The following is a 21,465-nucleotide window of genomic DNA, read 5'->3' on the forward strand; positions in this document are numbered from 1 at the left end:
GGGGGGCGCCACCTCCGCGGGTCGCGCGGTCGTGGCTGCTTCCGCCGGTTGGGGCGACTGGTCCGACATGGTGCTCCTGCCCCCTGGACCGGGCGTCGCCGGTCCCTCGCCGGCGCCCGGCGTCGTGCCGCGCGCGATGGATCTGCGTGCTGGTGGTGCTCCTGCTAGAGGGCCTGGGCGCCGTGCTCGCCGGTGCGGACGCGGGCGACGTCGTCGACCGCGACGGTCCACACCTTGCCGTCGCCGATCTTCCCGGTCTGGGCGGCCTGGACGATGACACCGGTGACGACGCTCGCGTCGTCGTCCTCGACGAGGACCTCGATGCGGACCTTCGGGACGAGGTCGACGGTGTACTCGGCGCCGCGGTAGACCTCCGTGTGCCCCTTCTGGCGCCCGTACCCGCTCGCCTCGCTCACGGTCATCCCGCGGACCCCTGCTGCCTCCAGGGCGGACTTCACGTCGTCGAGACGGTGCGGCTGGATGATTCCGGTGACGAGCTTCATGACCTGACCTCCGTAATGACCCGGCCTCCGCCGAGGGTCTCGTAACCCGACTCGCCGTGGACGGCGAGGTCGATCCCGCCGACCTCGGCCTCCTCGGTCACACGCCATCCGAGCGTGCTCTTGATGATCAGCCCGACGACGAGCGTCACGACGCCGGAGAAGAGGACGGCGACGAGGGCGATGACGATCTGGACGACCAGGAGCCTGGCACCGTCACCGTAGAGCAGGCCGCCGTCGGTGGCGAGGAAGCCGATGAGGATCGTGCCGACGAGCCCACCGACGAGGTGGACGCCGACGACGTCGAGGGAGTCGTCGAACCCGAGCCTGTACTTGAGGCCGACCGCGAGGGCGCACAGTGCGCCGGCGACGGCACCGAGGGCGAGGGAGCCGATGGGGCTCACCGACCCGGCTGCGGGGGTGATGGCGACGAGGCCCGCGACGACTCCGGAGGCCGCTCCGAGGGAGGTGGCGTGCCCGTCGCGGATCTTCTCGGTGACGAGCCAGGCGAGGATCGCGGCGGCCGTGGCGACGGTGGTGTTGAGCCATGCCAGACCGGCGGCGCCGTCCGCGGTGAACGCCGACCCGGCGTTGAAACCGAACCAGCCGAACCACAGGAGCGCGGCACCGAGCATGACGAACGGGAGGTTGTGCGGCCGCATGGGCTCCTTGCCGAAGCCCTTGCGTGCCCCGACGAGGAGCGCGAGGACGAGCCCTGCGACACCGGCGTTGATGTGGACGACGGTTCCGCCGGCGAAGTCGATGGGAGCGACCGTGGCGGCGCCGTCCGTGGTCCCGAAGATCATGGCCGCGAGGCCGTCCTCGGAGCCCGAGAGGAGCCCTCCGCCCCAGACCATGTGGGCGATCGGGAAGTAGGAGAGGGTGACCCAGATCCCCGTGAAGACGAGCCAGCTGCCGTACTTCACGCGGTCGGCGATGGCACCGCTGATGAGGGCGGTGGTGATGATGGCGAAGGTCACCTGGAAGCCGATGCCGACGACGGCGGGGACGCCGTAGTCGTCGATGAGGAACTCACCGGCGTCGTCGTAGATGGCTCCCTGGAGTCCGAACTGGTCGACCGGGTTGCCGACGATCCCGGCGATGTCGCTGCCGTAGGACATCGACCAGCCCCACAGGACGTACACGACGACGACGACGGCGATCGCACCGAAGGACATCATCATCATGTTGAGGACGCTCTTGCTCCGGACCATGCCGCCGTAGAAGAAGGCCAGACCTGGTGTCATGAGCAGCACGAGCGATGCTGACATCAGCATCCACGCGGTCGCTCCTGTATCCAACATATCGATCACATCTCCCATCGCCGGCCCGGCGGCCGGTCGGGTACAACCCTCGGGGAGGCGCGTTACGGCGGGAGCGCGCAGGTGTTACGCCCTGGTGACGAGGAGGCGGGCCGCGTAAACGTTGTGTTTCGCGGCAGGGCTGCGGTGGGAGGTCAGCCCTGGAGCAGGGCGTCGACGAAGCCCTCGGCGTCGAAGGGTGCGAGGTCGTCGGGTCCCTCGCCGAGGCCGACGAGCTTCACGGGGACGCCGAGCTCCCGCTGGACGGCGACGACGATGCCGCCCTTGGCGGTGCCGTCGAGCTTGGTGAGGACGATGCCCGTGACGCCGGCGACCTCCGCGAAGACGCGTGCCTGGTTGAGCCCGTTCTGGCCGGTGGTCGCGTCGAGGACGAGGAGCACCTCCGTCAGGGGTGCGTCCTTGGTGATGACCCGGGTGATCTTGCCGAGCTCGTCCATGAGGCCGGCCTTGTTCTGCAGGCGGCCCGCGGTGTCGACGAGGACGACGTCCGCGTCCCTCGCCCTGCCGGTGCGCACGGCGTCGAAGGCGACGGAGGCCGGGTCGGCGCCGTCCTTGGCGGAGCGGACGGTCTCGACGCCTACGCGTGCACCCCAGGTGGTCAGCTGGTCGGCGGCGGCCGCGCGGAAGGTGTCGGCGGCCCCCAGGACGACGGTGCTGCCCTCGGCGACGAGGACGCGCGTGAGCTTGCCCACGGTCGTCGTCTTGCCGGTGCCGTTGACCCCGACGACGAGCACGACGGCCGGCGTCTTGGTCCCGTCCTCGGCCAGGGTGGGCGTCGTGCCGAGCGACCTGTCGAGCGTCGGGTCGACGAGGGCGACGAGCTCCTGACGGAGCATCGAGCGCACGCCGACCGGGTCCTTGACACCCTCCACGCGCACGCGCGTCCGGAGCGCGTCGATGAGCTCTCCCGCGGGTCCTGCGCCGACGTCGGCGAGCAGGAGGGTCTCCTCGAGCTCGTCCCAGTCGTCCTCGCTGAGGTGGTCACGGGACAGGACGGACAGCAGCCGTGTCCCCAGGGGCGAGCCGGACCGCGCGAGCCTGTCCCGCAAGCGCGCGAGCCTGCCCGCGGGGGCCTCGGGAACCTCGACGTCGGGGACGAGCAGGGGCTCGACGACGTCCGTGATCGAACCCGCCGGCCCCGTCGTGGTGTCCGGGGCGGGCTCGGTCACGTCGGTCGTCGTCGGATCGTCGACGTCGGTGTCCGTGCCCGGAGGGAGCTCGCCCCGGTGGGAACGACCACGGGTCGAGGAGTAGCCGACGAAGCCGAGCGTCCCGAGGACGAGGACGGCGAGGGAGATCCACAGGGGCAGCTGATCAGTCACGGGGGAAGTCTCTCAGGATCGTCGGGGTCCGCACCACGTGGGCGTCAGCGTCGGCGGTGCAGGGCGTCGGCCAGCTCGGCGGAGTCGAGGTAGGCGGGGCCGTCCGTGCGGGTGGCCTCGAAGAAGTCGTCGATGGTGGTGGTCTGCGTGTCCTCGTCGAGCGCCCATGTCCCGCCGACAGGTCCACGGCTCGTGGGCAGGGCGGGGACGCGGCGCGGTGCGGACGTCCCGGGAGCCGTCCCGTCCGGTGCCGCGCCGCGGCGACGGACCGTGGCGACGAGGGACCGCACGCCGTCGAGGAGGGGCCGGACGCCGGCACGGAAGTCCGAGACGAGGCTGCGCCCGGTCCTGCCCTCCGCGGGGTCGCGGGGAGCGAGCCACGCGGCGAGCGCGAGGACGGCTCCGGCGACGAGGAGGGCGACGAGGGACCAGAGGTAGAGCGAGACCATGAGCCATGGTTAGCACCTCGACCCTCCTGTCGCAGGGACGCACAGGCGTGATCCTCATCTCCTCGTGCTCCCCTCACCAAACCTCTACAGGTCGGCGGTGGCCACCGCGTCGGCGGCGTCGGAGGCGGGCCGGACCCGCTGGCTGATGACCGTGGTCACCCCGTCGCCCCGCATCGTCACGCCGTAGAGCGCGTCGGCGATCTCCATGGTCCGCTTCTGGTGCGTGACGACGATGAGCTGGGAGTCCTGCTGGAGCTCGGTGAAGATGCTCAGGAGCCGGCCGAGGTTCGTGTCGTCGAGCGCGGCCTCGACCTCGTCCATGACGTAGAACGGGCTGGGCCGGGCCTTGAAGATCGCGACGAGGAGCGCGACGGCGGTGAGCGACCGTTCTCCCCCGGACAGCAGCGAGAGCCGCTTCACCTTCTTGCCCGCGGGCCGCGCCTCGACCTCGATGCCCGTGGTGAGCATGTCGGTGGGGTCGGTGAGCACGAGGCGGCCCTCCCCTCCGGGGAAGAGCGTGGCGAAGACCCGTTCGAACTGCGCCGCGGTGTCGCGGTAGGCCTCGGTGAAGACCTGCTCCACCCGGTCGTCGATCTCCCGCACGATCTCGAGGAGGTCGGTGCGCGACGTCTTGAGGTCCGTCAGCTGGTCGGACAGGAACTTGTGGCGTTCCTCGAGCGCCGCGAACTCCTCGAGCGCGAGCGGGTTCACCCGACCGAGCTGTGCCATGGCCCGCTCGGCAGCGCGGAGGCGCTTCTCCTGCTCCGACCGCACGAAGGGACGACCTACGGGCGCGACGGATGCTCCGGGAGGGCCGTCGCCGCCGTCCGTGTCCTCTCCGGTCCTGCTGTCTCCGCCGTCCCCGGCGGACGGCACCGGCCGGTGCGGGCCGAACTCGTCGACGAGGACCACGGGGTCGATCCCGAGGTCGTCGACGGAGCGGGCCTGCAGCTGCTCGACGCGCAGCTGCCGCTGGGTGCGGGCGACCTCGTCGCGGTGCGCCGCGTCGGTGATCTCCCGGAGGGACGCGGTGAGCGCGTCCGCCTCGCTGCGAGCCGCCACGAGGTCCGCGTCGACGGCGCGGCGGTCCGCGTCGGCCCGGTCGCGCTCGGTCGCGGCGAGCACCAGCGACGCGTCGATCGCCGCGAGGACGTGCTCCGTCGCGGCGTGCACCCCCGCCGCGGTCGCCGCTCCCCTGGCCCGCTCGGCCTCGCGCGCCGCCGCGGCCTCCCGCGCGGCGCGGGCGGCCACCGCCGCCCGCTCGAGCCCCTGGGCGCGCCCGGCGAGCGCCCTCTCCCGCTCCTCCGCGGTGCGCAGCGTGAGCCTCGCCTCCGTCTCCCGGGCACGGGAGTCGACCGCCTCCTGCGCCCTGCGGTCGCGATCCTCGGTCGCGGTCTCGAGCGCGGTCCGTGCGTCGGCGGGCTCCTCCTGGGCGGCGTCGAGGCGCTCCTCGAGCTCGGCGAGACCCTCCCGGTCCTCGGCCGCCGTGGTCTGCACGAGGGTGATCTGCCGGGCGATGCGCTCGGCCTCGGCGACCGCGCCGCGCACGGTGGCCCCGAGGTGCCCCAGCCGTTCGCCGACCGCCGCGATCTGCGCGTCGGACTCGTCGAGCCGCCCGAGCGTCACGTCGTACCTCTCCTGCGCGGCCCGTCTGGCCTCGAGGAGGGCACCCCGCTCCTGCGCGTCCTCGACGAGCCGCGCACGTGCGGCGTCGATCTCCACCTGAGCCTCGTCGCGCGCGGCCTGGAGGTGCAGGACGCTCGGGGCCGACCGCGAGCCGCCGCTCGCCCTGTGCTCCGCGAGGAGGTCCCCGTCGCGGGTGACGACGACGAGGTCGGGCCGCCGGGCGAGGACGGCCCGCGCCTCAGCGAGGTCGTCGACGACGACCACCCCCTCGAGGAGGATCTCGAGGGTCCCGCGCACCGCGGGTGCGCACCGGACCACGGACAGCACCTCGACGGCCCCGCCCGGAAGAACGGCCCGACGGCCGTCGTCCGGCGTCCCGGCGGGCTCTCCTGCGACCACGAGCGTGGCGCGACCGGCGTCCTCGGTGCGGAGCATCCGCAGCGCGTCCACCGCATCCGCGACGGACCCCACGGCGACGGCCTCCGCGTGGAGGCCGAGGGCCGCGGCGACGGCGTCCTCGAATCCTGCGTCGACGGTGAGCATCGTCGCCATGGACCCGACGACGCCCGTCGAGGCCTCGTCCGCGAGGAGGACGCCCGCGGCGTCCTTGCGCTCGAGGCTCAGGTCGAGCGCCTCCGCACGGGCCGTCCACGCCGCCAGGTCCTGCTCGGCGCGCTGCCGGGCGGTGTCGAGGGCCGTGACGCGGGCGTCGAGCCCCGTGAGGAGGGCCGCGGCGTCCTCGTGGTCGGCGTCGAGGTCCTCCTCACCCTCCTGGGCCGCGCCCACCTGCTCCTCGAGGGTCGCGAGCTCGGCGGCGGCCGCCTCCCGGCGGCTCTCGGCCTCCGCGAGTGACGCGCGGAGGCGCCCGAGCTCGGCCTCGCCGGCCTCGATGCGTGAGCGTCGGGCGGCGACCTGCCCGGCGAGACGCGCCACGCCCTCGCGGCGGTCGGCGGCAGCCCGGACGAGAGCAGTCAGAGCACGGTCGGCAGTGGTCGCGTCGGCCTCCGCGCCGGTGCGCGCGGCGACGGCCTGCTCGAGCGCGCCGCGGTGCCGCCCGACCTCCTCGGAGAGCTCGGCCTCCGCGGCACGCACACGACGGGCCTGCGCCTCGAGGTCGCGCGGGTCCTGGTCGCCGGGTGGCGGTGCGGGTGTCCCGAGGAGCCGCACGCGTTCCGCGGCGAGCGCGCGCAGACCGGCGACGCGTTCTCGCACGGAGGTCAACCGGTACCAGGAGTCGTTCGCCGCGACGAGGGCGGGGCCCACGACGGCGGCCCGGGCCTCGAGCGCCACCAGGCGGTCCCGGGCACTGCCGAGGTCCGACTCCGCGCGGGTGCGCCGCTCGACGAGGGCGGCCTCGTCGGCGGCCTCCTGCTCGAGGGTCGCCAGCGCCTGCGCTAGGTCGTCGGCGAGCAGTCGCGCGCGGGCGTCCCGGAGGTCGGACTGGACGGTGGCGGCACGGCGGGCCACCTCGGCCTGACGGCCCAGGGGCCCCAGCTGGCGTCGCACCTCCGCGGTGAGATCCCCCAGCCGGGCGAGGTTCCCCTGCATGGAGTCGAGCTTGCGGAGAGCCTTCTCCTTGCGCTTGCGGTGCTTGAGGACGCCTGCGGCCTCCTCGACGAAGCCGCGGCGGTCCTCCGGCGTCGCGCGCAGGACGGCGTCGAGCTGCCCCTGGCCGACGATGACGTGCATCTCGCGGCCGAGGCCGGAGTCGGACAGGAGGTCCTGGATGTCGAGCAGGCGGCACGACGACCCGTTGATCGCGTACTCGGAGCCGCCGTTGCGGAAGAGCGTCCGGGTGATGGTCACCTCGGCGTACTCGATGGGCAGGGCACCGTCGGTGTTGTCGATGGTCAACGAGACCTCGGCACGTCCGAGCGGTGGCCGCCCGGACGTGCCGGCGAAGATCACGTCCTCCATCTTGCCGCCGCGCAGGGTCTTGGCGCCCTGCTCCCCCATGACCCACGCGAGGGCGTCGACGACGTTCGACTTGCCGGAGCCGTTGGGTCCGACGACGCAGGTCACCCCGGGCTCGAAGCGCAGGGTGGTCGCCGACGCGAACGACTTGAACCCGCGCAGAGTCAGTGTCTTGAGGTGCACGGGGTCGAGCGTAGTGGGGCGGTGCTCAGAGGTTGGGGAACCACAGGCCGATCTCGCGGGCGGCCGACTCCTCGGAGTCGGAGCCGTGGACGAGGTTCTGCTGGACCTTGAGGCCCCAGTCGCGACCGAGGTCGCCGCGGATGGTCCCCGGGGCGGCGGCCGTCGGATCCGTGGCCCCGGCGAGCGACCGGAAGCCCGGGATGACGCCCTGCCCCTCGGCGACGACCGCGAGGACCGGGCCGGACCTCATGAACTCGACGAGCGGCGCGTAGAACGGCTTGCCCTCGTGCTCGGCGTAGTGCTGGGCGAGGAGCTCGTCCGTGGCGTGCGTGAGCTCGACGGCCACGAGGGTGTAGCCCTTGGCCTCGATGCGTCGCAGGATCTCACCGGAGAGACCGCGCCGGACACCGTCCGGCTTGACGAGGACGAGCGTGCGGGAGACAGCGGTGGTGCCTGTGGTTGTCATGCGTCAAACCCTAGCGGCTGAGCTGCCGCGCCCTCGCGGTGACCGCGATCAGGGGACGTTGGGGGCCTCGTCGGGGTGCGCGGCGTCGTACTCGGCACGTTCACGGTCGATCTTGGCACCGAGCCACAGGGAGACCACCCACAGCCCGACGAAGACGACGGCGACCGGGATCATGAGCGGCACGACGAGGCCGATGGCGACGAACGGCACCTGCACCGCTGAGCCCGCGACATACCCGCCTGGCACCTTGACCGTCCGGCTGAGGACGACGAGGACGACGGCGAGGACGCCACCGGTCCCCCACACGAGCTCGGGCGGGGCGTCCACCAGACGGTAGGCGACGAGCGTGGCGAAGAACACGACGAAGGCCTGCAGCAGGAGCATGGTCGACGCGAACTGCGCCTTCGCCGACGGCTTGCGGACGATCCGCGGACCGCCCTCCGGCGAGGAGGACGGTCCGCTGTCGTCGTGGGAGGAGGGTGAGGTCACGTCCTCGAGGATACCGACGCGTCCCGCTCCTCGGCGTCGTCCGTCGGGTCGACGGCCAACGCCTCGTCGCCGGAGGCGACCGCCTGCGCACCGGGCGCCGACGCGCCACCGGCGACGGCCTCGCCACGGGCGACCATCCCCGCCTCGTTCGACAGGGCGATCTCCCGGAGGAAGAGCGTGAGGACGAACCCGACGGCGAGGAGCGGGACGAGGTACCAGAATGCCGGTGCGAGGGCCTCGGCGAAGCCGTCGATGACGCCCGACTGCAGTGGCTCCGGGAACGACTGGACCGCGCCGGGGGTCACGCCCTCGGGGTTGAGGAGCGCGGCCTGCTCCGGCGGGACCGAGACGGCGACCGCCCCGAGGTTCTCCGACAGGCGGCGGGTGAAGATCGTGGAGAAGAGGGCGATGCCGACGGCGGCGCCGATCTCGCGGAAGAAGTTGTTGGAGCTCGTGGCCGTCCCGATCTCCTTGGGGTCCACGGCGTTCTGCACGGCGAGCACGATCGTCTGCATGACGAGACCGAGGCCGGCCCCGAGGACCACGAGGATGGCCGAGAAGGCGATGAGGGACGTGTCGCCGGAGATCTGCGTGAGCGCCACGAGACCCAGGGTCGCGACGGCCATGCCCACGATCGGGTACCGCCGGTAGCGTCCCGTGCGGGAGATGAGCAGACCGGAGCCGATCGCCGTGGTCATCATCCCCACCATCATCGGGAGCATGAGGAACCCGGACTCGGTGACCCCGGCGCCGGAGGACATCTGCAGGAAGGTGGGAAGGAAGCTCAGGGCGGCGAACATGCCCATGCCGATGACGAAGCCGACCGACGTCGAGATCGCGAACGTCCGGTTCTTGAACAGGTGGAGGGGGATGAGCGGTTCCTCGGCACGACGCTCCACGAGGACGAAGGCGATGATCGCGAGGACCGTCACGGCGGTGAGCGCCTGGAGGCCCCGGTCCGAGAAGTCGAGCTCGTCCTGGCCGCTCCAGCTCTCGTAGCTCGTGGCGAGGACCAGGCCGGACGTCGCGACGACCATGAAGAAGATCCCCGCCCAGTCGATCTTGCGACCCGAGCGGTGCGTGGGCAGCTTGAGCGTGCGCCAGGCGACGACGAACGCCGCGATCCCGATGGGGATGTTGATCCAGAAGCACCAGCGCCAGTCGGCGTGGTCGGTGAACAGCCCACCGAGCAGCGGGCCGATCACGGCCGAGATCCCGAAGAGAGCACCCATGGGCCCCATGTACTTGCCACGGTCCTTGGCGGGGACGATGTCGGCGATGATCGCCTGCGACAGGATCATCAGCCCGCCTCCCCCGAGACCCTGGACACCGCGCCATGCGACGAGCTCGCCGAAGCTCTGCGCCATGCCCGCGCCGGCGGAGGCGACGGTGAACAGGCCGATGGCGACGAGGAACGGCCACCGGCGACCCCAGAGGTCGCCGAACTTGCCGTAGAGGGGCATGACGATCGCGATCGCCAGGATGTAGGCGGTCATGAGCCAGCCCTGGTGCTCGACACCGCTGAGCTCGCCGACGATCGTCGGCATAGCCGTGCCGAGGATGGACTGGTCGAGGGAGGACAGGAACATCGACGCGAGGAGCGCGCCGAAGATCAGCCAGACGGTGCGCTGGTCGAGGACGACGAGCGGCTTGTCGGCGGTCGCGCCGGTGGCGACGGGAGTGGCGGATGCCATGGGTGGACCTTCTCTGGGGATATGAGGGCGGAGCGATGTCGGCGCCTGCGCTCCGGGCGCGGGCGTCGTCAGGCGTCGTTGACGAGCCCGGTGAGCTCCTCGACGACGGCGGGCAGGTGGTCGAGCGGGACGGAGCCGCACCCGGCGGCGTCCCAGTGGACGAATGCGGCCCGGGTCATGAGCATGACGACGGCGGCCAGTGTGGCCTCGCGCGGGCCGGGTGCGGCTGCCCCGGTGCGGCGGGCGACGAGGGCCTCGATGTGGAGGCGGTGCTCCTCGAACGCGGCCATCTGCCGGACGACGAGCGCCGGCTCACGACCGGCGAGCTCGAGCACCACGGCGAGCCGCGCGTGGTCCACGGGCGGGTCCGTGAGGATGCCTTCGACAAGGGTGCCGCAGTCGGGCAGGAGCCTGCCGGTGGGCCCGCCTGCAGCGAAGGCGTCCGCGACGTCGGCGGGCAGCGCCCACGGCTTGATGCCGAGGACCGCGTCCGCCTTGGAGTCGAAGTAGTTGAAGAAGGTCCTCGACGAGACGCCGACGGCGTCGCAGATCATCTCGACGGTCACGTGGTCGAGCCCGTGCTCCCGCACGAGCTCGTGGCTGGCGTCGATGAGCGCGTCGCGACGGGCTGCCTTCTTGCGCTCGCGCAGGCCGGAGCTCGCCGGGGGTTCGGGTGTGGTGGGCACGGAAGAGAACTTACGTCCCGTGCACATTTACAGTCAATGCAATTTTACTGCGTGTGCAAGATCACTGCAGCCGGGCGTCCAGCGGCGGAGCCTCGCCGAACCCTCCCTCGATCGCCGCCACGACCATGTCCAGGGCCTCCTCCGCCTGCGGTCCCTCCGCCCGGATCTCCACCTCGTGGCCACCGACCACGCCGAGCTTCATGAGCTCGAGGACGCTCGCCGCGTTCGCCCCGTCGATCGCCACCCGGGCGTCGAACGCCGCGACCGACCGTGCGAGCACCGCGGCGGGCCGTGCGTGCAGGCCGAGCGGGTTGCGGAGCCGGGCCCGCCGAGCGCCCCGCTCGTGGCCGGCCCCCGTCGACCCGCTGCCGTCCGCCGGTGCACCGCTCCCGGCCGGCGCACCGTCGGCGGCGCGCCCGCGCCCCGCCCGGGCGAACGTCCCGCCCGCCGCCTCCGCGGACGCGAGGACCTCGACCAGCCCGGCGCCGCCGTGGGCGGTGACGGCTGCGGCCACCGTGCCCTCGACGAACGGCGCGTCCGCGAGCCGGACGCGCGCCGCCCGGTCCTCCCCGAGCGCGTCGAGGACGCTCTCGGCCATGAGGACCGCCGACCCGAGGTCCGCGAGGACCAGCACCTCCTCGCACTCCCCGAGCGCACGCTCCACACCGGCGAGCACGCGGTCGAAGCCCGTGCCGAGCCCGCCGTCGTCGGTCCCCGCCGCAGGGACGATGAGGACGTCCGGCGCCATCTGGGCGGCGAGGTCCACGACGCCGGCAGCGAGGGCCTGCGAGTGCGACACGAGGACGATGCCCACGGGGGCGGTCACGAGGCGCCCTCCTCGTCGGCCGTCGACACGTCGGGACGGTCTCCCGTGGGCGGGTCGTGCTCCGGCGCCGTCGCCGCGAGCACCGCCGCCCGGAGGATGATCGCGCTCGACGTGGCGCCCGGGTCCTCGTGGCCGGCGCTCCGCTCCCCGAGGTAGCTGGCCCGCCCCTTCGTGGCGACGAGCGGCCCGGTCGAGCGCGCTCCCTCGGCCGCGGCGTCGGCCGCCGCGACGAGCACCTCGACCGGGCTCGCGCCACGTCCGGCGGCCCCGACCGCGGCGTCGACGGCGGGTGACCACGCGTCGACCATGGTCTTCTCGCCCGGGACGGCCCTGCCCCGTGCGGCGATGCCCTCGAGCGCACCCTCGAGGAGGGCGACGACCCCGTGGGCGTCGAGCTCGGCCAGGCCGGTGACCTTCGCGGCTCTCAGGTATGCCGTGCCGTACAGCGGCCCCGAGGCACCGCCCACGGAGGACATGAGCGTCGTGGCGACGAGCCGCAGGACGTCGCTGATGTGTTCCGGCGACGCCTCGAGCGCGTCGAGCTTGGTGACGACGGCCTGGAACCCACGGTCGAGGTTCTCCCCGTGGTCGCCGTCCCCGATCTCCCGGTCGAGGTCGATCAGCGTGCTCTTGGCCTCCGAGATCGACTCGGCGGTCTGCCGAGCCCATCGCTGCGCCCATGCCACGTCCAACGCCATGCCTGCCCCAGCCTCCCACTCGACATCTCGTGCCGGACCCCCGGGGCGCAGCTCGCTGCGCACCCGTCTCACCACCGGAGCGCAGCCGTGTGCACGGGTGCGTCCCAGAGCGAGAGGAGCTCGTCATCGAGCCGTAGCACGGTCACCGACGCACCCTGCATGTCGAGGGACGTCACGTAGCTTCCCACCAGTGACCGAGCGACGCGGACACCCCTGTCCTCGAGGCGCCGGCGAGCCCGACGATAGACCACCGCGAGCTCCGACAGCGGCGTCCCGCCCATTCCGTTAACGAACAGCAACACATCGTCGCCGGTCACGAGGTCGAGGTCGTCGACGACCGGCTCGAGGAGCATGTCCGTCACGGCGTCCGCCGGGGCCATCGCGACCCGCCTGCGGCCCGGCTCGCCGTGGATCCCGACGCCCAGCTCGATCTCGTCGTCCCCGAGGTCGAAACCGGGGCGCCCGACGTGCGGGACGGTCCCCGCGACGAGCGCCACGCCCATGGAGCGCACCTGGGACACCACGCGCCGCGCGACCGCCGCGACGGACGCGAGGTCGTCGCCGCGCTCGGCCGCCGCACCGGCGATCTTCTCCACCGCGAGCGTCCCGGCGACGCCCCGGCGGCCCGCCGTGAACGTCGATCCCTCGACGGCGACGTCGTCGTCCACGAGGACGCTCGCGACCTCGGCCCCCTCGGCCTCGGCGAGCTCGACGGCGGTCTCGAAGTTCATCACGTCGCCCGTGTAGTTCTTGACGATCACGAGGACGCCCGATCCCCCGTCGGCTGCGGCGAGCCCGGGCTGCACCTGGTCGGGAGTGGGAGACGTGAACATCGCCCCGGGGACCGCGACGTCGAGCATGCCCGTGCCGACGAGACCCGCGTGGAGGGGCTCGTGTCCTGCCCCACCCCCGGAGACGAGGCCGACCTTCCCGGGGCGAGCACCACCGCGGCGCACGACGAGCAGCGGATCGGTGCGCAGCTCGAGGATGTCCTCGTGCGCGAGGACCAGGCCCTCGACGGACTCGCTGACGACGTCACGGGGGTCGTTGATGAGCTTCTTCACGGCGCGTCTCCTCGGGTCTCGCCGGCGGACCACCGGTCGATGGGGCGCTCCTGCCATTCAAGCACCCGTCGGCGACACCCGTCGGTCGAGGCCGACCCCCGCCTCAGCCCCGGCCGAGGAGGATCCTCGCCTCGGCCGCGAGCACGACCGACCCCGTGACGAGGACCCCGGTCCCCGTGCCGACGCCCACCAGGTCCTCGCTCTCCGCGCGGGCGGCGGCGACGTCGAGCGCCACGTCCAGCCGTGCGACGTTGTGGACGCGCTCCTCGCCGAAGATCTCGCGCGCGATCTCCTCGAGGTCGTCGACGTCGTGGGACCGCACCGAGCCGGACTGCGTGACGACCACCTCGGCGAGCACCGGCTCGAGGAGAGACAGGATGGTCTCGGCGTCCTTGTCCGCGAGGATGCCGACGACGCCCACGAGCCGCGTGAAGTCGAACGACTCCTCGAGGGCGCCGACGAGGGCCTGCGCACCGGCGGGGTTGTGCGCCGCGTCGACGAGGATCGTCGGGCTGCGCCGGACGACCTCGAGGCGACCGGGGCTGTCCATCGCGTCGAACGCCGCCCCCACGACGTCCCCGTCGAGCGCCCCGCCGCCGGACACGAGCGCCTCGGTCGCCGCGAGGGCGAGGAGCGCGTTGTGCGCCTGGTGCGCCCCGTGGACGGGCATGAAGATCTCGGTGTACAGACCGGCCGGGGTGCGCAGGCTCATGAGCTGCCCGCCGACCGCCGGGAAGCGCTCGGCGACCTCGAGGTCCGTGCCCTCGCGCAGGACGTGCGCACCACGGGCCGACGCGGCCTCGACGACGACGTCCTCGACGAGCGGCGTCTGCTGGGCGAGGACGAGGGTGGCCCCGTCCTTGACGATGCCCGCCTTCTGGGCGGCGATCTCCTCGACGGTGTCCCCGAGCCACTTCTGGTGGTCGAGGGCGACGGGGGTGATGATCGCGATCTCGGCGTCGACGACGTTGGTCGAGTCCCACAGACCGCCGAGCCCCACCTCGACGACGGCGACGTCGACGGGAGCGTCCGCGAAGGCGGCGAAGGCCATCACGGTGAGCACCTCGAAGAAGGACAGGCGCGGCCCCCCGGCGGCCTCCGAGGACTCGTCGACCATCTCGACGTAGGGCGCGACGTCCTTCCAGACCTCGATGAAGCGCTCGGCGCTCAGCGGTTCGCCGTCGATGGCGATCCGTTCCGTCACGGAGGTCAGGTGCGGGCTGGTGAACCGCCCGGTCCGCAGCCCGTGCTCGCGCACGAGGCGCTCGGTCATCCGGGCGGTGGACGTCTTCCCGTTGGTGCCGGTCACGTGGATCGTCCGGAACGCCTTCTGCGGGTCCCCGAGGAGCTCGCAGACCTGCCGCACCCGGTCGAGGGTGGGGTCGATGTCGTGCTCGGGCGCCCGGGCGATGATGCTCCGGTAGACGTCGTCGAGCTCGGCCTTCACCTCCGGCGGGACCTCGGGGCCCTGGTCGCGGCGTCGTCCGTTCGTGCGGCTGCTCATGCGTCGGCCCTCGAGACGGCGACGGTGCGCTCCGACGTGGTGCTCGACGTGACGTCGACCCGCACGGCGAGGGTCTCGGTGGCGACGAGGGACCGGTGCTCCTCGACCGCCGCGACCCACTCCTCGGGGACGGCGAGCTCGAGCACGATGCGGTCCCCGACGTTGAGACCCGCGGCCTTGCGGGCGTCCTGGACGTCGCGGACGACGTCGCGGGCGTACCCCTCGGCGCGGAGGGCGTCGGTGAGCGCGAGGTCGAGGACGACGAACCCGCCGCCGGCGAGGACGGCTGCGGCGGCGTCGGCCTGCGCGTCCGCATCACCACCGACGACGGTCTCGAGCTCGTACTCGGGCTCGAGCAGGGCGACGTCCCCGGCGTCGGTCGTCACGACGACGGTGCCGTCGTCGGCCTGCGACCAGGCGCCGGCCTTGGCGGCCTTGATGGCCGCCTGGACGCCGCGCCCCAGGCGTGGTCCGGCGGCCCGGGCGTTGACGCTCAGACGCTGGGAGATGCCGAACCGCGCTGCCGCGCCGTCGCCGAGGGTGACGAGGTCGACCTCCTTGACGTTGAGCTCCGCCGCGAGGAGCGCCGCGTAGGGCGCGAGGGCCTCCGGGTCGGCCAGCGCGACGGTGAGCCGCGCCAGGGGCTGACGCACGCGCTGCCGGTGGGCCTTGCGCAGCCCGAGGCTCACGGAGACGACGGACCGGACGCGGTCCATGGCGGTGACGAGGTCCGGGGCTGGGGCGAGGACGTCGTCGTCGGTGGACGGCCAGTCCGTGAGGTGCACGGACCGTTCTCCGGTGAGGCCGCGCCAGACCTCCTCGGAGAGCAGCGGTGCGAGCGGGGCCATGACACGGGTCAGCGTCTCGAGGCCCGTCCACAACGTGTTGAAGGCGTCCTCGTCCTCCTGCCAGAACCGGTCGCGCTGGGTGCGCACGTACCAGTTGGTGAGGACGTCGAGGTGGTCGCGCACGCTCTCGCACGCGCCGGCGATGTCGAACGCGTCCATCTGGGCCTCGACGACCCGGACGAGGTCGCCCGTGCGAGCGAGGAGGTAGCGGTCCATGTCGGCGAGCCCGTCGACCTCGGCCGCGGTGACGCGTCGGGCACGGTACCCGGCGCCACCGTTCGCGCTCCCGGCGTACAGCGTGAAGAAGTAGTACGTGCTCCACACGGGGAGGAGGACCTGACGGACGGAGTCGCGGATGCCCTCCTCCGTGACGACGAGGTTGCCGCCGCGCAGGATCGGCGAGCTCATGAGGAACCAGCGCATCGCGTCGGACCCGTCGCGGTCGAGCACCTCGGAGACGTCCGGGTAGTTGCGCAGCGACTTGCTCATCTTCCGGCCGTCGGACCCGAGGACGATGCCGTGCGAGACGGCGTTGCGGAACGCGGGCCGGTCAAAGAGCGCCGTCGCGAGGACGTGCAGCGTGTAGAACCAGCCGCGCGTCTGACCGATGTACTCGACGATGAAGTCGCCCGGGTAGTGGTGCTCGAACCAGTCGGCGTTCTCGAAGGGGTAGTGGACCTGGGCGAACGGCATGGACCCCGAGTCGAACCAGACGTCGAGGACGTCGGGGATGCGGCGCATGGTCGACCGGCCCGTGGGGTCGTCCGGGTTGGGCCGGGTGAGCTCGTCGATGAACGGCCGGTGGAGGTCGGTGACCTCGACCCCGAAGTCGGCCTCGAGCTCGGCGATGGAGCCGTACACGTCGGTGCGCGGGTAGGCGTCGTCGTCGCTCACCCACACGGGGATGGGCGTGCCCCAGTACCGGTTGCGCGAGATGGACCAGTCGCGGGCGCCGGCGAGCCACTTGCCGAACTGCCCGTCCTTGATGTGCTCGGGCGTCCAGGTGATGTCCTGGTTGAGCTCGACCATGCGGTCACGGATCTCGGTGACGCGCACGAACCAGCTGGAGACCGCCTTGTAGATGAGGGGGTTCCGGCAGCGCCAGCAGTGCGGGTAGGAGTGCTGGTACGTCTCGTGGCGCACGACGACCGCACGACGCGCGGCGTCGGTCCGTGCGAGCGGACCGGTGCCCTCCTTGAGGTCCTTGATGACGTGCGGGTTGGCGTCGAACACCTGCTGGCCCACGTAGTCGGGCACGAGCGGCGTGAAGCGGCCGCGGGCGTCGACGGTGACGACGGTGGAGATCCCGGCCTCCTGGCACACCGCCATGTCGTCCTCACCGAAGGCGGGCGCGAGGTGCACGAGGCCCGTGCCGTCCTCGGTGGTCACGAAGTCGGCGGTGAGGACGTGGTGGGCGGCCGCGTTGTCCGCGTCGTCGGCGAAGTAGTCGAAGGGCGGCGTGTAGCGGCGTCCGGCGAGCTCGGCCCCGGTCACGGTGCGCAGCACCGTCGCGTCCTCCCCGAGCTCCTTGGCATAGGCGGCCAGGCGGGCGGCACCGAGCACGACCTCCTGCCCGGCGAGGGCCGACCCGCTGCCGGGCGCGACGACGACGTACTCGACGTCCGGTCCCACGGCGATGGCGAGGTTGGACGGCAGCGTCCACGGCGTCGTCGTCCACACGAGCGCCAGCTCGCCGGTCTCGAGACGGACGCCGACGGTGAGGGCCGGGTCCTGCCGGGACTGGTAGACGTCGTCGTCCATGCGGAGCTCGTGGTTGGACAGGGGCGTCTCGTCGCGCCAGCAGTACGGCAGGACGCGGTACCCCTCGTACGCGAGGCCCTTGTCGTACAGCTGCTTGAACGCCCACACGACGGACTCCATGAACGTCACGTCGAGCGTCTTGTAGTCGTTCTCGAAGTCCACCCAGCGCGCCTGGCGCGTGACGTACTGCTGCCACTCCCCCGTGTACCGCAGGACCGACTCGCGGCACGCCGCGTTGAAGGCGTCGATGCCCATGGCCTCGATCTGCGCCTTGTCGGTGATGCCGAGGACCCGCTCGGCCTCGAGCTCGGCCGGCAGACCGTGGGTGTCCCACCCGAAGCGCCGCTCGACGTGCTGCCCGCGCATGGTCCGGTAGCGCGGGACGACGTCCTTGGCGTACCCGGTGAGCAGGTGCCCGTAGTGCGGGAGCCCGTTGGCGAAGGGGGGCCCGTCGTAGAAGACGAACTCGTTGGAGCCGTCGTCGCCCGCGGGGCGCGCCTCGACGGACGCCGCGAAGGTGCCGTCCTGCGCCCAGTGCGCGAGGACGTCCTCCTCGATGGAGGGCAGGTGCGGGGAGGCGGGCACGCCGGACTCCGTCGGGCGGTGCAGCGGGTAGGCGGACTCGGCGGTCGGTGACATGGTGCGGCTCCTCGTGCGGGTGGTCCGGGCGGTGCTCGATCCGTGCGAGGACGACGTCGACGCCTTCGCGTCGTGCCGCGGTACCACCCCGCTTGCCGCCGGCGCCGCCGGTGACCACTCGTGCCGGCTGTGACGGGCCACCCGTCCGGTTCTACTGGGGGTGCGACGCCCGCCGTGCGGCGAGGTCGCGCATCCCGTTCTTCCGGAGGCTCGCCGGTGATGGCCGGGTCGACGCCTGTGCGTCCATGCTAGCGCGCTGCCGGGCCTGGAGTCGCTCGGTGTAGGCGGAGATGTCTCGTGCGACGAGCATCTCGACGGTGAGGGGGGCGGAGGTGAGGACGTCGAGCGTGACCATGGTGGGTCCTTGGGGCTGGAGGGGCCCGCTCGGGACGGCACGTCGGACGGGGGTCCGGAGGGTCGTGCCCGTGGAGCGGCGCTGGCGGGTCGGAGGCAGGGGCCTCAACAACACGCGGCGCGGGTGACCACGACGACGGCGTGCGCGCGACGGGCGCGGGCGGCGGTCGGCAGGGTGGTGGTCACGGGAGAACTCTGCCACCGCGCGGTGCCGGAGCGCAAGATCCCGGGCGGTGGTGACCGCGCGTCAGCCGCGCGCCACGACCGTGTTGGACGCCTGCGCCCGTGGCCGGACGATCATCGAGTCGATGTTCACGTGGTGCGGCCTGGTGAGCGTCCACACGACGGCGTCGGCGACGTCGTCCGCGACGAGCGGCTCGTCGACCCCGGCGTAGACGGCGTCGGCCCGCGCGGCGTCCCCGGCGAAGCGGTTCAGGGAGAACTCCTCGGTCCGCACCATGCCGGGGGCGATCTCGATGACGCGCAGCGGCTCGCCGACGAGCTCGAGGCGCAGGGTCGAGGCGATGACGCGCTCCGCGTGCTTCGCGGCGACGTAGCCCCCGCCCCCGGGATACGTGTCGTGCGCCGCGGTCGAGGTGAGCACCACGACGTCGCCGCGCCCCGAGTCGCGCAGCGCGGGCAGGAACGCCTGGGTGACCGCGAGGGTCCCGAGGACGTTCGTCTCGTACATGGCGCGCCAGCCGGCGACGTCGCCGTGCTCGACCGGGTCGGCCCCGAGAGCGCCGCCGGCGTTGTTCACCAGGGCGTGGACCGGGCCGCCCGCGACGACGGTGGCGGCGAGGCGCGACACGTCGTCCGCGTCGGTGACGTCCGCGACGACCACCTCGGCACCCGTCTCGTCCGCGAGCGCCGCGAGCCGCTCGCCGCGCCGTGCGACGGCGACGACGGCCCACCCCTCGGACCGCAGGCGTCGGACGGTGGCTGCACCGATGCCGGAGGAGGCGCCTGTGACGACGGCTCGCAGGGTCGGTCCGTCGGTCGTGCTCGTGGTCGTCATGGGCCCTTACGGTAGACCCCGACCCCTGCACCCCACGAGAGACGAGCTGAGATGACCGTCGGATTCATCGGCACCGGGAACATGGCGACCGCGATCGTGCGGGGGGTGGTGGCCGACGGTTCGCTCCCCGCGTCGGAGATCGTCGTGCACGACCGCAACGCGCACAAGTGCGAGGCGCTGGCCGAGGAGCTGGGCGTGCGCACGGCGGCGTCGCCGGAGGAGCTCGTCGACGTCGCCGACGTCGTGGTGCTGGCCCTCAAGCCGCAGGTGCTCCCCTCGGTGGTGCCCGGGCTGGCCGAGCGGATCGCGGACCGCCGCAGGGTCGTCGTGTCGGTGGCGGCGGGCACGTCCATCGAGCGCCTCGAGGGGCTCCTGGCGACGACGGGCGGCCCGGGTCCGGTGGTGCGCGTCATGCCGAACGTCAACGCGACCGTCGGTGAGGGGTGCGCGGCCGTGGCGGGCAACACCGCGGCGTCGCGCGAGGACGTGGAGCTCGTGCTCGGGATGTTCCGGGCCGTGGGCGAGGCGTGGGAGCTCGACGAGTCGCAGTTCTCGGCGTTCACGGCGATCGCCGGGAGCGCACCGGCGTTCGCCTATCTCTTCGTCGACTCCCTCGCCCGGGGCGCGGTCAAGGCCGGGATGCCCAAGGCCCTGGCGACGAGCATCGCGGCGCAGGCCGTCCTGGGGAGCGCCCGCATGGTCCTCGAGTCGGAGAGCTCGCCGTGGGACCTCATCGACACCGTGTGCTCCCCCGGCGGGACGACGGTGGCCGGGCTCCTCGCGCTCGAGGACCGCGGGTTCCTCTCCACGGTGGTCCACGGGGTGAGCTCGACGATCGCGCGCGACAAGGAGATCGGAGCGGCCTCGAACGGCTGACCGGGGCGGGACCGGGCGGTCTGGCGCAGCTCGGAGCGGGCTGGGGCGGGCTGCGCCGCCCGGTGCGGCGAGGGTATCGTTCGTCGTGATCCCGGGCCCGATCTGGTCCGGTGGCGCGGGCTCCGCTCTGGCCCGCTGGTCTCCTGGTGCGCTGATGCCGCACCCCCGTCGCCGTCCCGCTGACCTCCGGAGATCCTTCGTGCCCCTCGCTCCATCGACCGCTCGCGCCCTCCCTGTCCTCGGTCTCGTCGTGACGCTGGGCGTCGCGCTGGCCGCCTGCTCGCCCGACGGGTCGGCGTCGGACGAGCCGTCGCCGTCCGCGACGACCGCGGGTGGCGCAGCGACCACGGGCTACCCGCTGACCCTCGACAACTGCGGCGTGGAGGTGACGGTCGACGCCGCCCCGGAGCGCGTCGTGACGATCAAGTCGAGCACCACGGAGATGCTCCTCGCGCTGGGGCTCGGCGACCGCGTCGTGGGCACCGCCTACCCGGACGGGCCCGTCGCGGAGTGGCTCGCGGACGCCGCCGAGGGCAACGAGGCGATCGCGTCGCCGCTCTCGGACAAGGTGCCGGGCTCGGAGGCCGTCCTCGAGCTCGAGCCCGACCTCGTGTACGCGGGCTGGGAGTCCAACCTCACGGCCGAGGGTGCCGGCGACCGCGAGACCCTCGGGACGATGGGCGTGGCGACGTACGTCTCGCCGTCCGCGTGCAAGGACCCCGCCTACCAGCCAGCCCCCCTGACCTACGAGGACGTGTTCGCGGAGATCCTCGAGGTGGGTGGGGTCTTCGACGTCCAGGGCGCGGCGCAGGAGCTCGTGGACGCGCAGCGTGCCGAGCTCGCCGACGTCGAGGCGGACACGCGGGGGCTCACCGCCCTGTGGTACTCGTCCGGGTCGGACATCCCGTACGTCGGCGGCGGGATCGGGTCGCCGCAGATGGTCATGGAGGCCGTGGGCCTGGAGAACGTCGCCGCCGGGATCGACGACACGTGGGGACCGTACTCGTGGGAGAACGCCATCGAGACCGACCCGGACGTCCTCGTCCTCGTCGACTCGGCATGGAACTCCGCAGAGAACAAGATCGAGGTGCTCGAGGAGAACCCCGCGACGGCCAACCTCACGGCCGTCCGCGAGGGCCGGTACCTCGTGGTCCCGTTCCCGGCGACGGAGGCAGGCGTGCGCTCGGTGTCCGCGGCGGCCGACCTCGCGGACCAGCTCGGGTCGC

General features: G+C 72.8%; 18 protein-coding genes. 2 read left to right on the top strand and 16 right to left on the bottom strand.

Annotated features, from left to right (window positions below; translation table 11 throughout):
• Positions 1–164: 164 nt before the first annotated feature.
• From JAV76_RS14625 to JAV76_RS14700, 16 genes are all read right to left on the bottom strand, one after another.
• A complete protein-coding gene (locus JAV76_RS14625) occupies positions 165–503 on the bottom strand; it encodes a P-II family nitrogen regulator (RefSeq protein WP_198734813.1) in 339 nt (112 codons plus the stop codon).
• The gene (locus tag JAV76_RS14630; RefSeq protein WP_198734814.1) at positions 500–1,804 is read right to left on the bottom strand and encodes an ammonium transporter; all 1,305 of its coding nucleotides are present in this window, start codon (positions 1,802–1,804) and stop codon (positions 500–502) included. The genes JAV76_RS14625 and JAV76_RS14630 overlap by 4 nt, the downstream gene beginning before the upstream one ends.
• A gap of 152 nt (positions 1,805–1,956) precedes the next feature.
• Positions 1,957–3,144, bottom strand: a complete 1,188-nt coding sequence (gene ftsY, locus JAV76_RS14635) for a signal recognition particle-docking protein FtsY (protein ID WP_198734815.1) — start codon at positions 3,142–3,144, stop codon at positions 1,957–1,959.
• A 44-nt stretch (positions 3,145–3,188) separates the two neighbouring features.
• The gene (locus JAV76_RS14640) at positions 3,189–3,593 is read right to left on the bottom strand and encodes a hypothetical protein (RefSeq protein ID WP_198734816.1); all 405 of its coding nucleotides are present in this window, start codon (positions 3,591–3,593) and stop codon (positions 3,189–3,191) included.
• A gap of 84 nt (positions 3,594–3,677) precedes the next feature.
• On the bottom strand, positions 3,678–7,316 hold the full coding sequence (smc, locus tag JAV76_RS14645; protein ID WP_198734817.1) for a chromosome segregation protein SMC: 3,639 nt from the start codon (positions 7,314–7,316) through the stop codon (positions 3,678–3,680).
• 25 nt (positions 7,317–7,341) lie between these two features.
• Positions 7,342–7,782 carry a nucleoside-diphosphate kinase gene (ndk, locus tag JAV76_RS14650; RefSeq protein WP_198734818.1) on the bottom strand — a complete coding sequence of 147 codons (441 nt, stop codon included), beginning with the start codon at positions 7,780–7,782 and terminating at the stop codon, positions 7,342–7,344.
• A 48-nt stretch (positions 7,783–7,830) separates the two neighbouring features.
• A complete protein-coding gene (locus JAV76_RS14655; RefSeq protein ID WP_307844283.1) occupies positions 7,831–8,271 on the bottom strand; it encodes a DUF4233 domain-containing protein in 441 nt (146 codons plus the stop codon).
• Positions 8,268–9,965 (bottom strand): MDR family MFS transporter, encoded by a 1,698-nt coding sequence (locus JAV76_RS14660; protein ID WP_198734819.1) that lies wholly within the window; start codon positions 9,963–9,965, stop codon positions 8,268–8,270. The genes JAV76_RS14655 and JAV76_RS14660 overlap by 4 nt, the downstream gene beginning before the upstream one ends.
• Positions 9,966–10,033: 68 nt before the next feature.
• Positions 10,034–10,651: a TetR/AcrR family transcriptional regulator gene (locus JAV76_RS14665; RefSeq protein WP_307844284.1), complete on the bottom strand. Its 618-nt coding sequence runs from the start codon at positions 10,649–10,651 to the stop codon at positions 10,034–10,036.
• 61 nt (positions 10,652–10,712) lie between these two features.
• Positions 10,713–11,477, bottom strand: coding sequence for a dihydroxyacetone kinase phosphoryl donor subunit DhaM (gene dhaM, locus JAV76_RS14670; RefSeq protein WP_198734821.1), 765 nt, complete (start codon positions 11,475–11,477; stop codon positions 10,713–10,715).
• Positions 11,474–12,175, bottom strand: coding sequence for a dihydroxyacetone kinase subunit DhaL (gene dhaL / locus JAV76_RS14675; protein WP_198734822.1), 702 nt, complete (start codon positions 12,173–12,175; stop codon positions 11,474–11,476). The genes dhaM and dhaL overlap by 4 nt, the downstream gene beginning before the upstream one ends.
• Positions 12,176–12,243: 68 nt before the next feature.
• Entirely contained in the window at positions 12,244–13,239 is a 996-nt protein-coding gene (gene dhaK / locus JAV76_RS14680; protein ID WP_198734823.1) for a dihydroxyacetone kinase subunit DhaK, read from the bottom strand.
• Positions 13,240–13,342: 103 nt separating this feature from the next.
• On the bottom strand, positions 13,343–14,743 hold the full coding sequence (locus JAV76_RS14685; protein WP_198734824.1) for a bifunctional folylpolyglutamate synthase/dihydrofolate synthase: 1,401 nt from the start codon (positions 14,741–14,743) through the stop codon (positions 13,343–13,345).
• Positions 14,740–17,991 carry an isoleucine--tRNA ligase gene (gene ileS / locus JAV76_RS14690; RefSeq protein ID WP_198734825.1) on the bottom strand — a complete coding sequence of 1,084 codons (3,252 nt, stop codon included), beginning with the start codon at positions 17,989–17,991 and terminating at the stop codon, positions 14,740–14,742. The genes JAV76_RS14685 and ileS overlap by 4 nt, the downstream gene beginning before the upstream one ends.
• A gap of 151 nt (positions 17,992–18,142) precedes the next feature.
• A complete protein-coding gene (locus JAV76_RS14695) occupies positions 18,143–18,346 on the bottom strand; it encodes a hypothetical protein (RefSeq protein ID WP_198734826.1) in 204 nt (67 codons plus the stop codon).
• Between the two features lie 246 nt (positions 18,347–18,592).
• A complete protein-coding gene (locus JAV76_RS14700; RefSeq protein WP_198734827.1) occupies positions 18,593–19,363 on the bottom strand; it encodes an SDR family NAD(P)-dependent oxidoreductase in 771 nt (256 codons plus the stop codon).
• A 51-nt stretch (positions 19,364–19,414) separates the two neighbouring features.
• On the opposite strand from JAV76_RS14700, the gene proC reads away from it, so the two are divergent.
• Both proC and JAV76_RS14710 read left to right on the top strand, forming a co-directional pair.
• Complete coding sequence (proC, locus tag JAV76_RS14705) at positions 19,415–20,239, top strand: pyrroline-5-carboxylate reductase (protein ID WP_198734828.1); 825 nt, start codon at positions 19,415–19,417, stop codon at positions 20,237–20,239.
• A 199-nt stretch (positions 20,240–20,438) separates the two neighbouring features.
• The coding region (locus JAV76_RS14710) for a putative F420-0 ABC transporter substrate-binding protein (protein ID WP_307844285.1) at positions 20,439–21,465 on the top strand (1,027 nt) is incomplete at its 3' end.

The organism is Sanguibacter suaedae, from assembly GCF_016342785.1.
In the GTDB taxonomy this organism is placed as follows: domain Bacteria; phylum Actinomycetota; class Actinomycetes; order Actinomycetales; family Cellulomonadaceae; genus Sanguibacter; species Sanguibacter suaedae.

Coding starts and splice junctions, on each gene's coding strand:
- JAV76_RS14640 (WP_198734816.1), bottom strand. CDS start 3,593: ATGGTCTCGCTCTACCTCTGGTCCCTCGTCGCCCTCCTCGTCGCCGGA.
- JAV76_RS14685 (WP_198734824.1), bottom strand. CDS start 14,743: ATGAGCAGCCGCACGAACGGACGACGCCGCGACCAGGGCCCCGAGGTC.
- JAV76_RS14695 (WP_198734826.1), bottom strand. CDS start 18,346: ATGGTCACGCTCGACGTCCTCACCTCCGCCCCCCTCACCGTCGAGATG.
- JAV76_RS14700 (WP_198734827.1), bottom strand. CDS start 19,363: ATGACGACCACGAGCACGACCGACGGACCGACCCTGCGAGCCGTCGTC.
- JAV76_RS14660 (WP_198734819.1), bottom strand. CDS start 9,965: ATGGCATCCGCCACTCCCGTCGCCACCGGCGCGACCGCCGACAAGCCG.
- ileS (WP_198734825.1), bottom strand. CDS start 17,991: ATGTCACCGACCGCCGAGTCCGCCTACCCGCTGCACCGCCCGACGGAG.
- ndk (WP_198734818.1), bottom strand. CDS start 7,782: ATGACAACCACAGGCACCACCGCTGTCTCCCGCACGCTCGTCCTCGTC.
- proC (WP_198734828.1), top strand. CDS start 19,415: ATGACCGTCGGATTCATCGGCACCGGGAACATGGCGACCGCGATCGTG.
- dhaL (WP_198734822.1), bottom strand. CDS start 12,175: ATGGCGTTGGACGTGGCATGGGCGCAGCGATGGGCTCGGCAGACCGCC.
- JAV76_RS14630 (WP_198734814.1), bottom strand. CDS start 1,804: ATGTTGGATACAGGAGCGACCGCGTGGATGCTGATGTCAGCATCGCTC.
- JAV76_RS14625 (WP_198734813.1), bottom strand. CDS start 503: ATGAAGCTCGTCACCGGAATCATCCAGCCGCACCGTCTCGACGACGTG.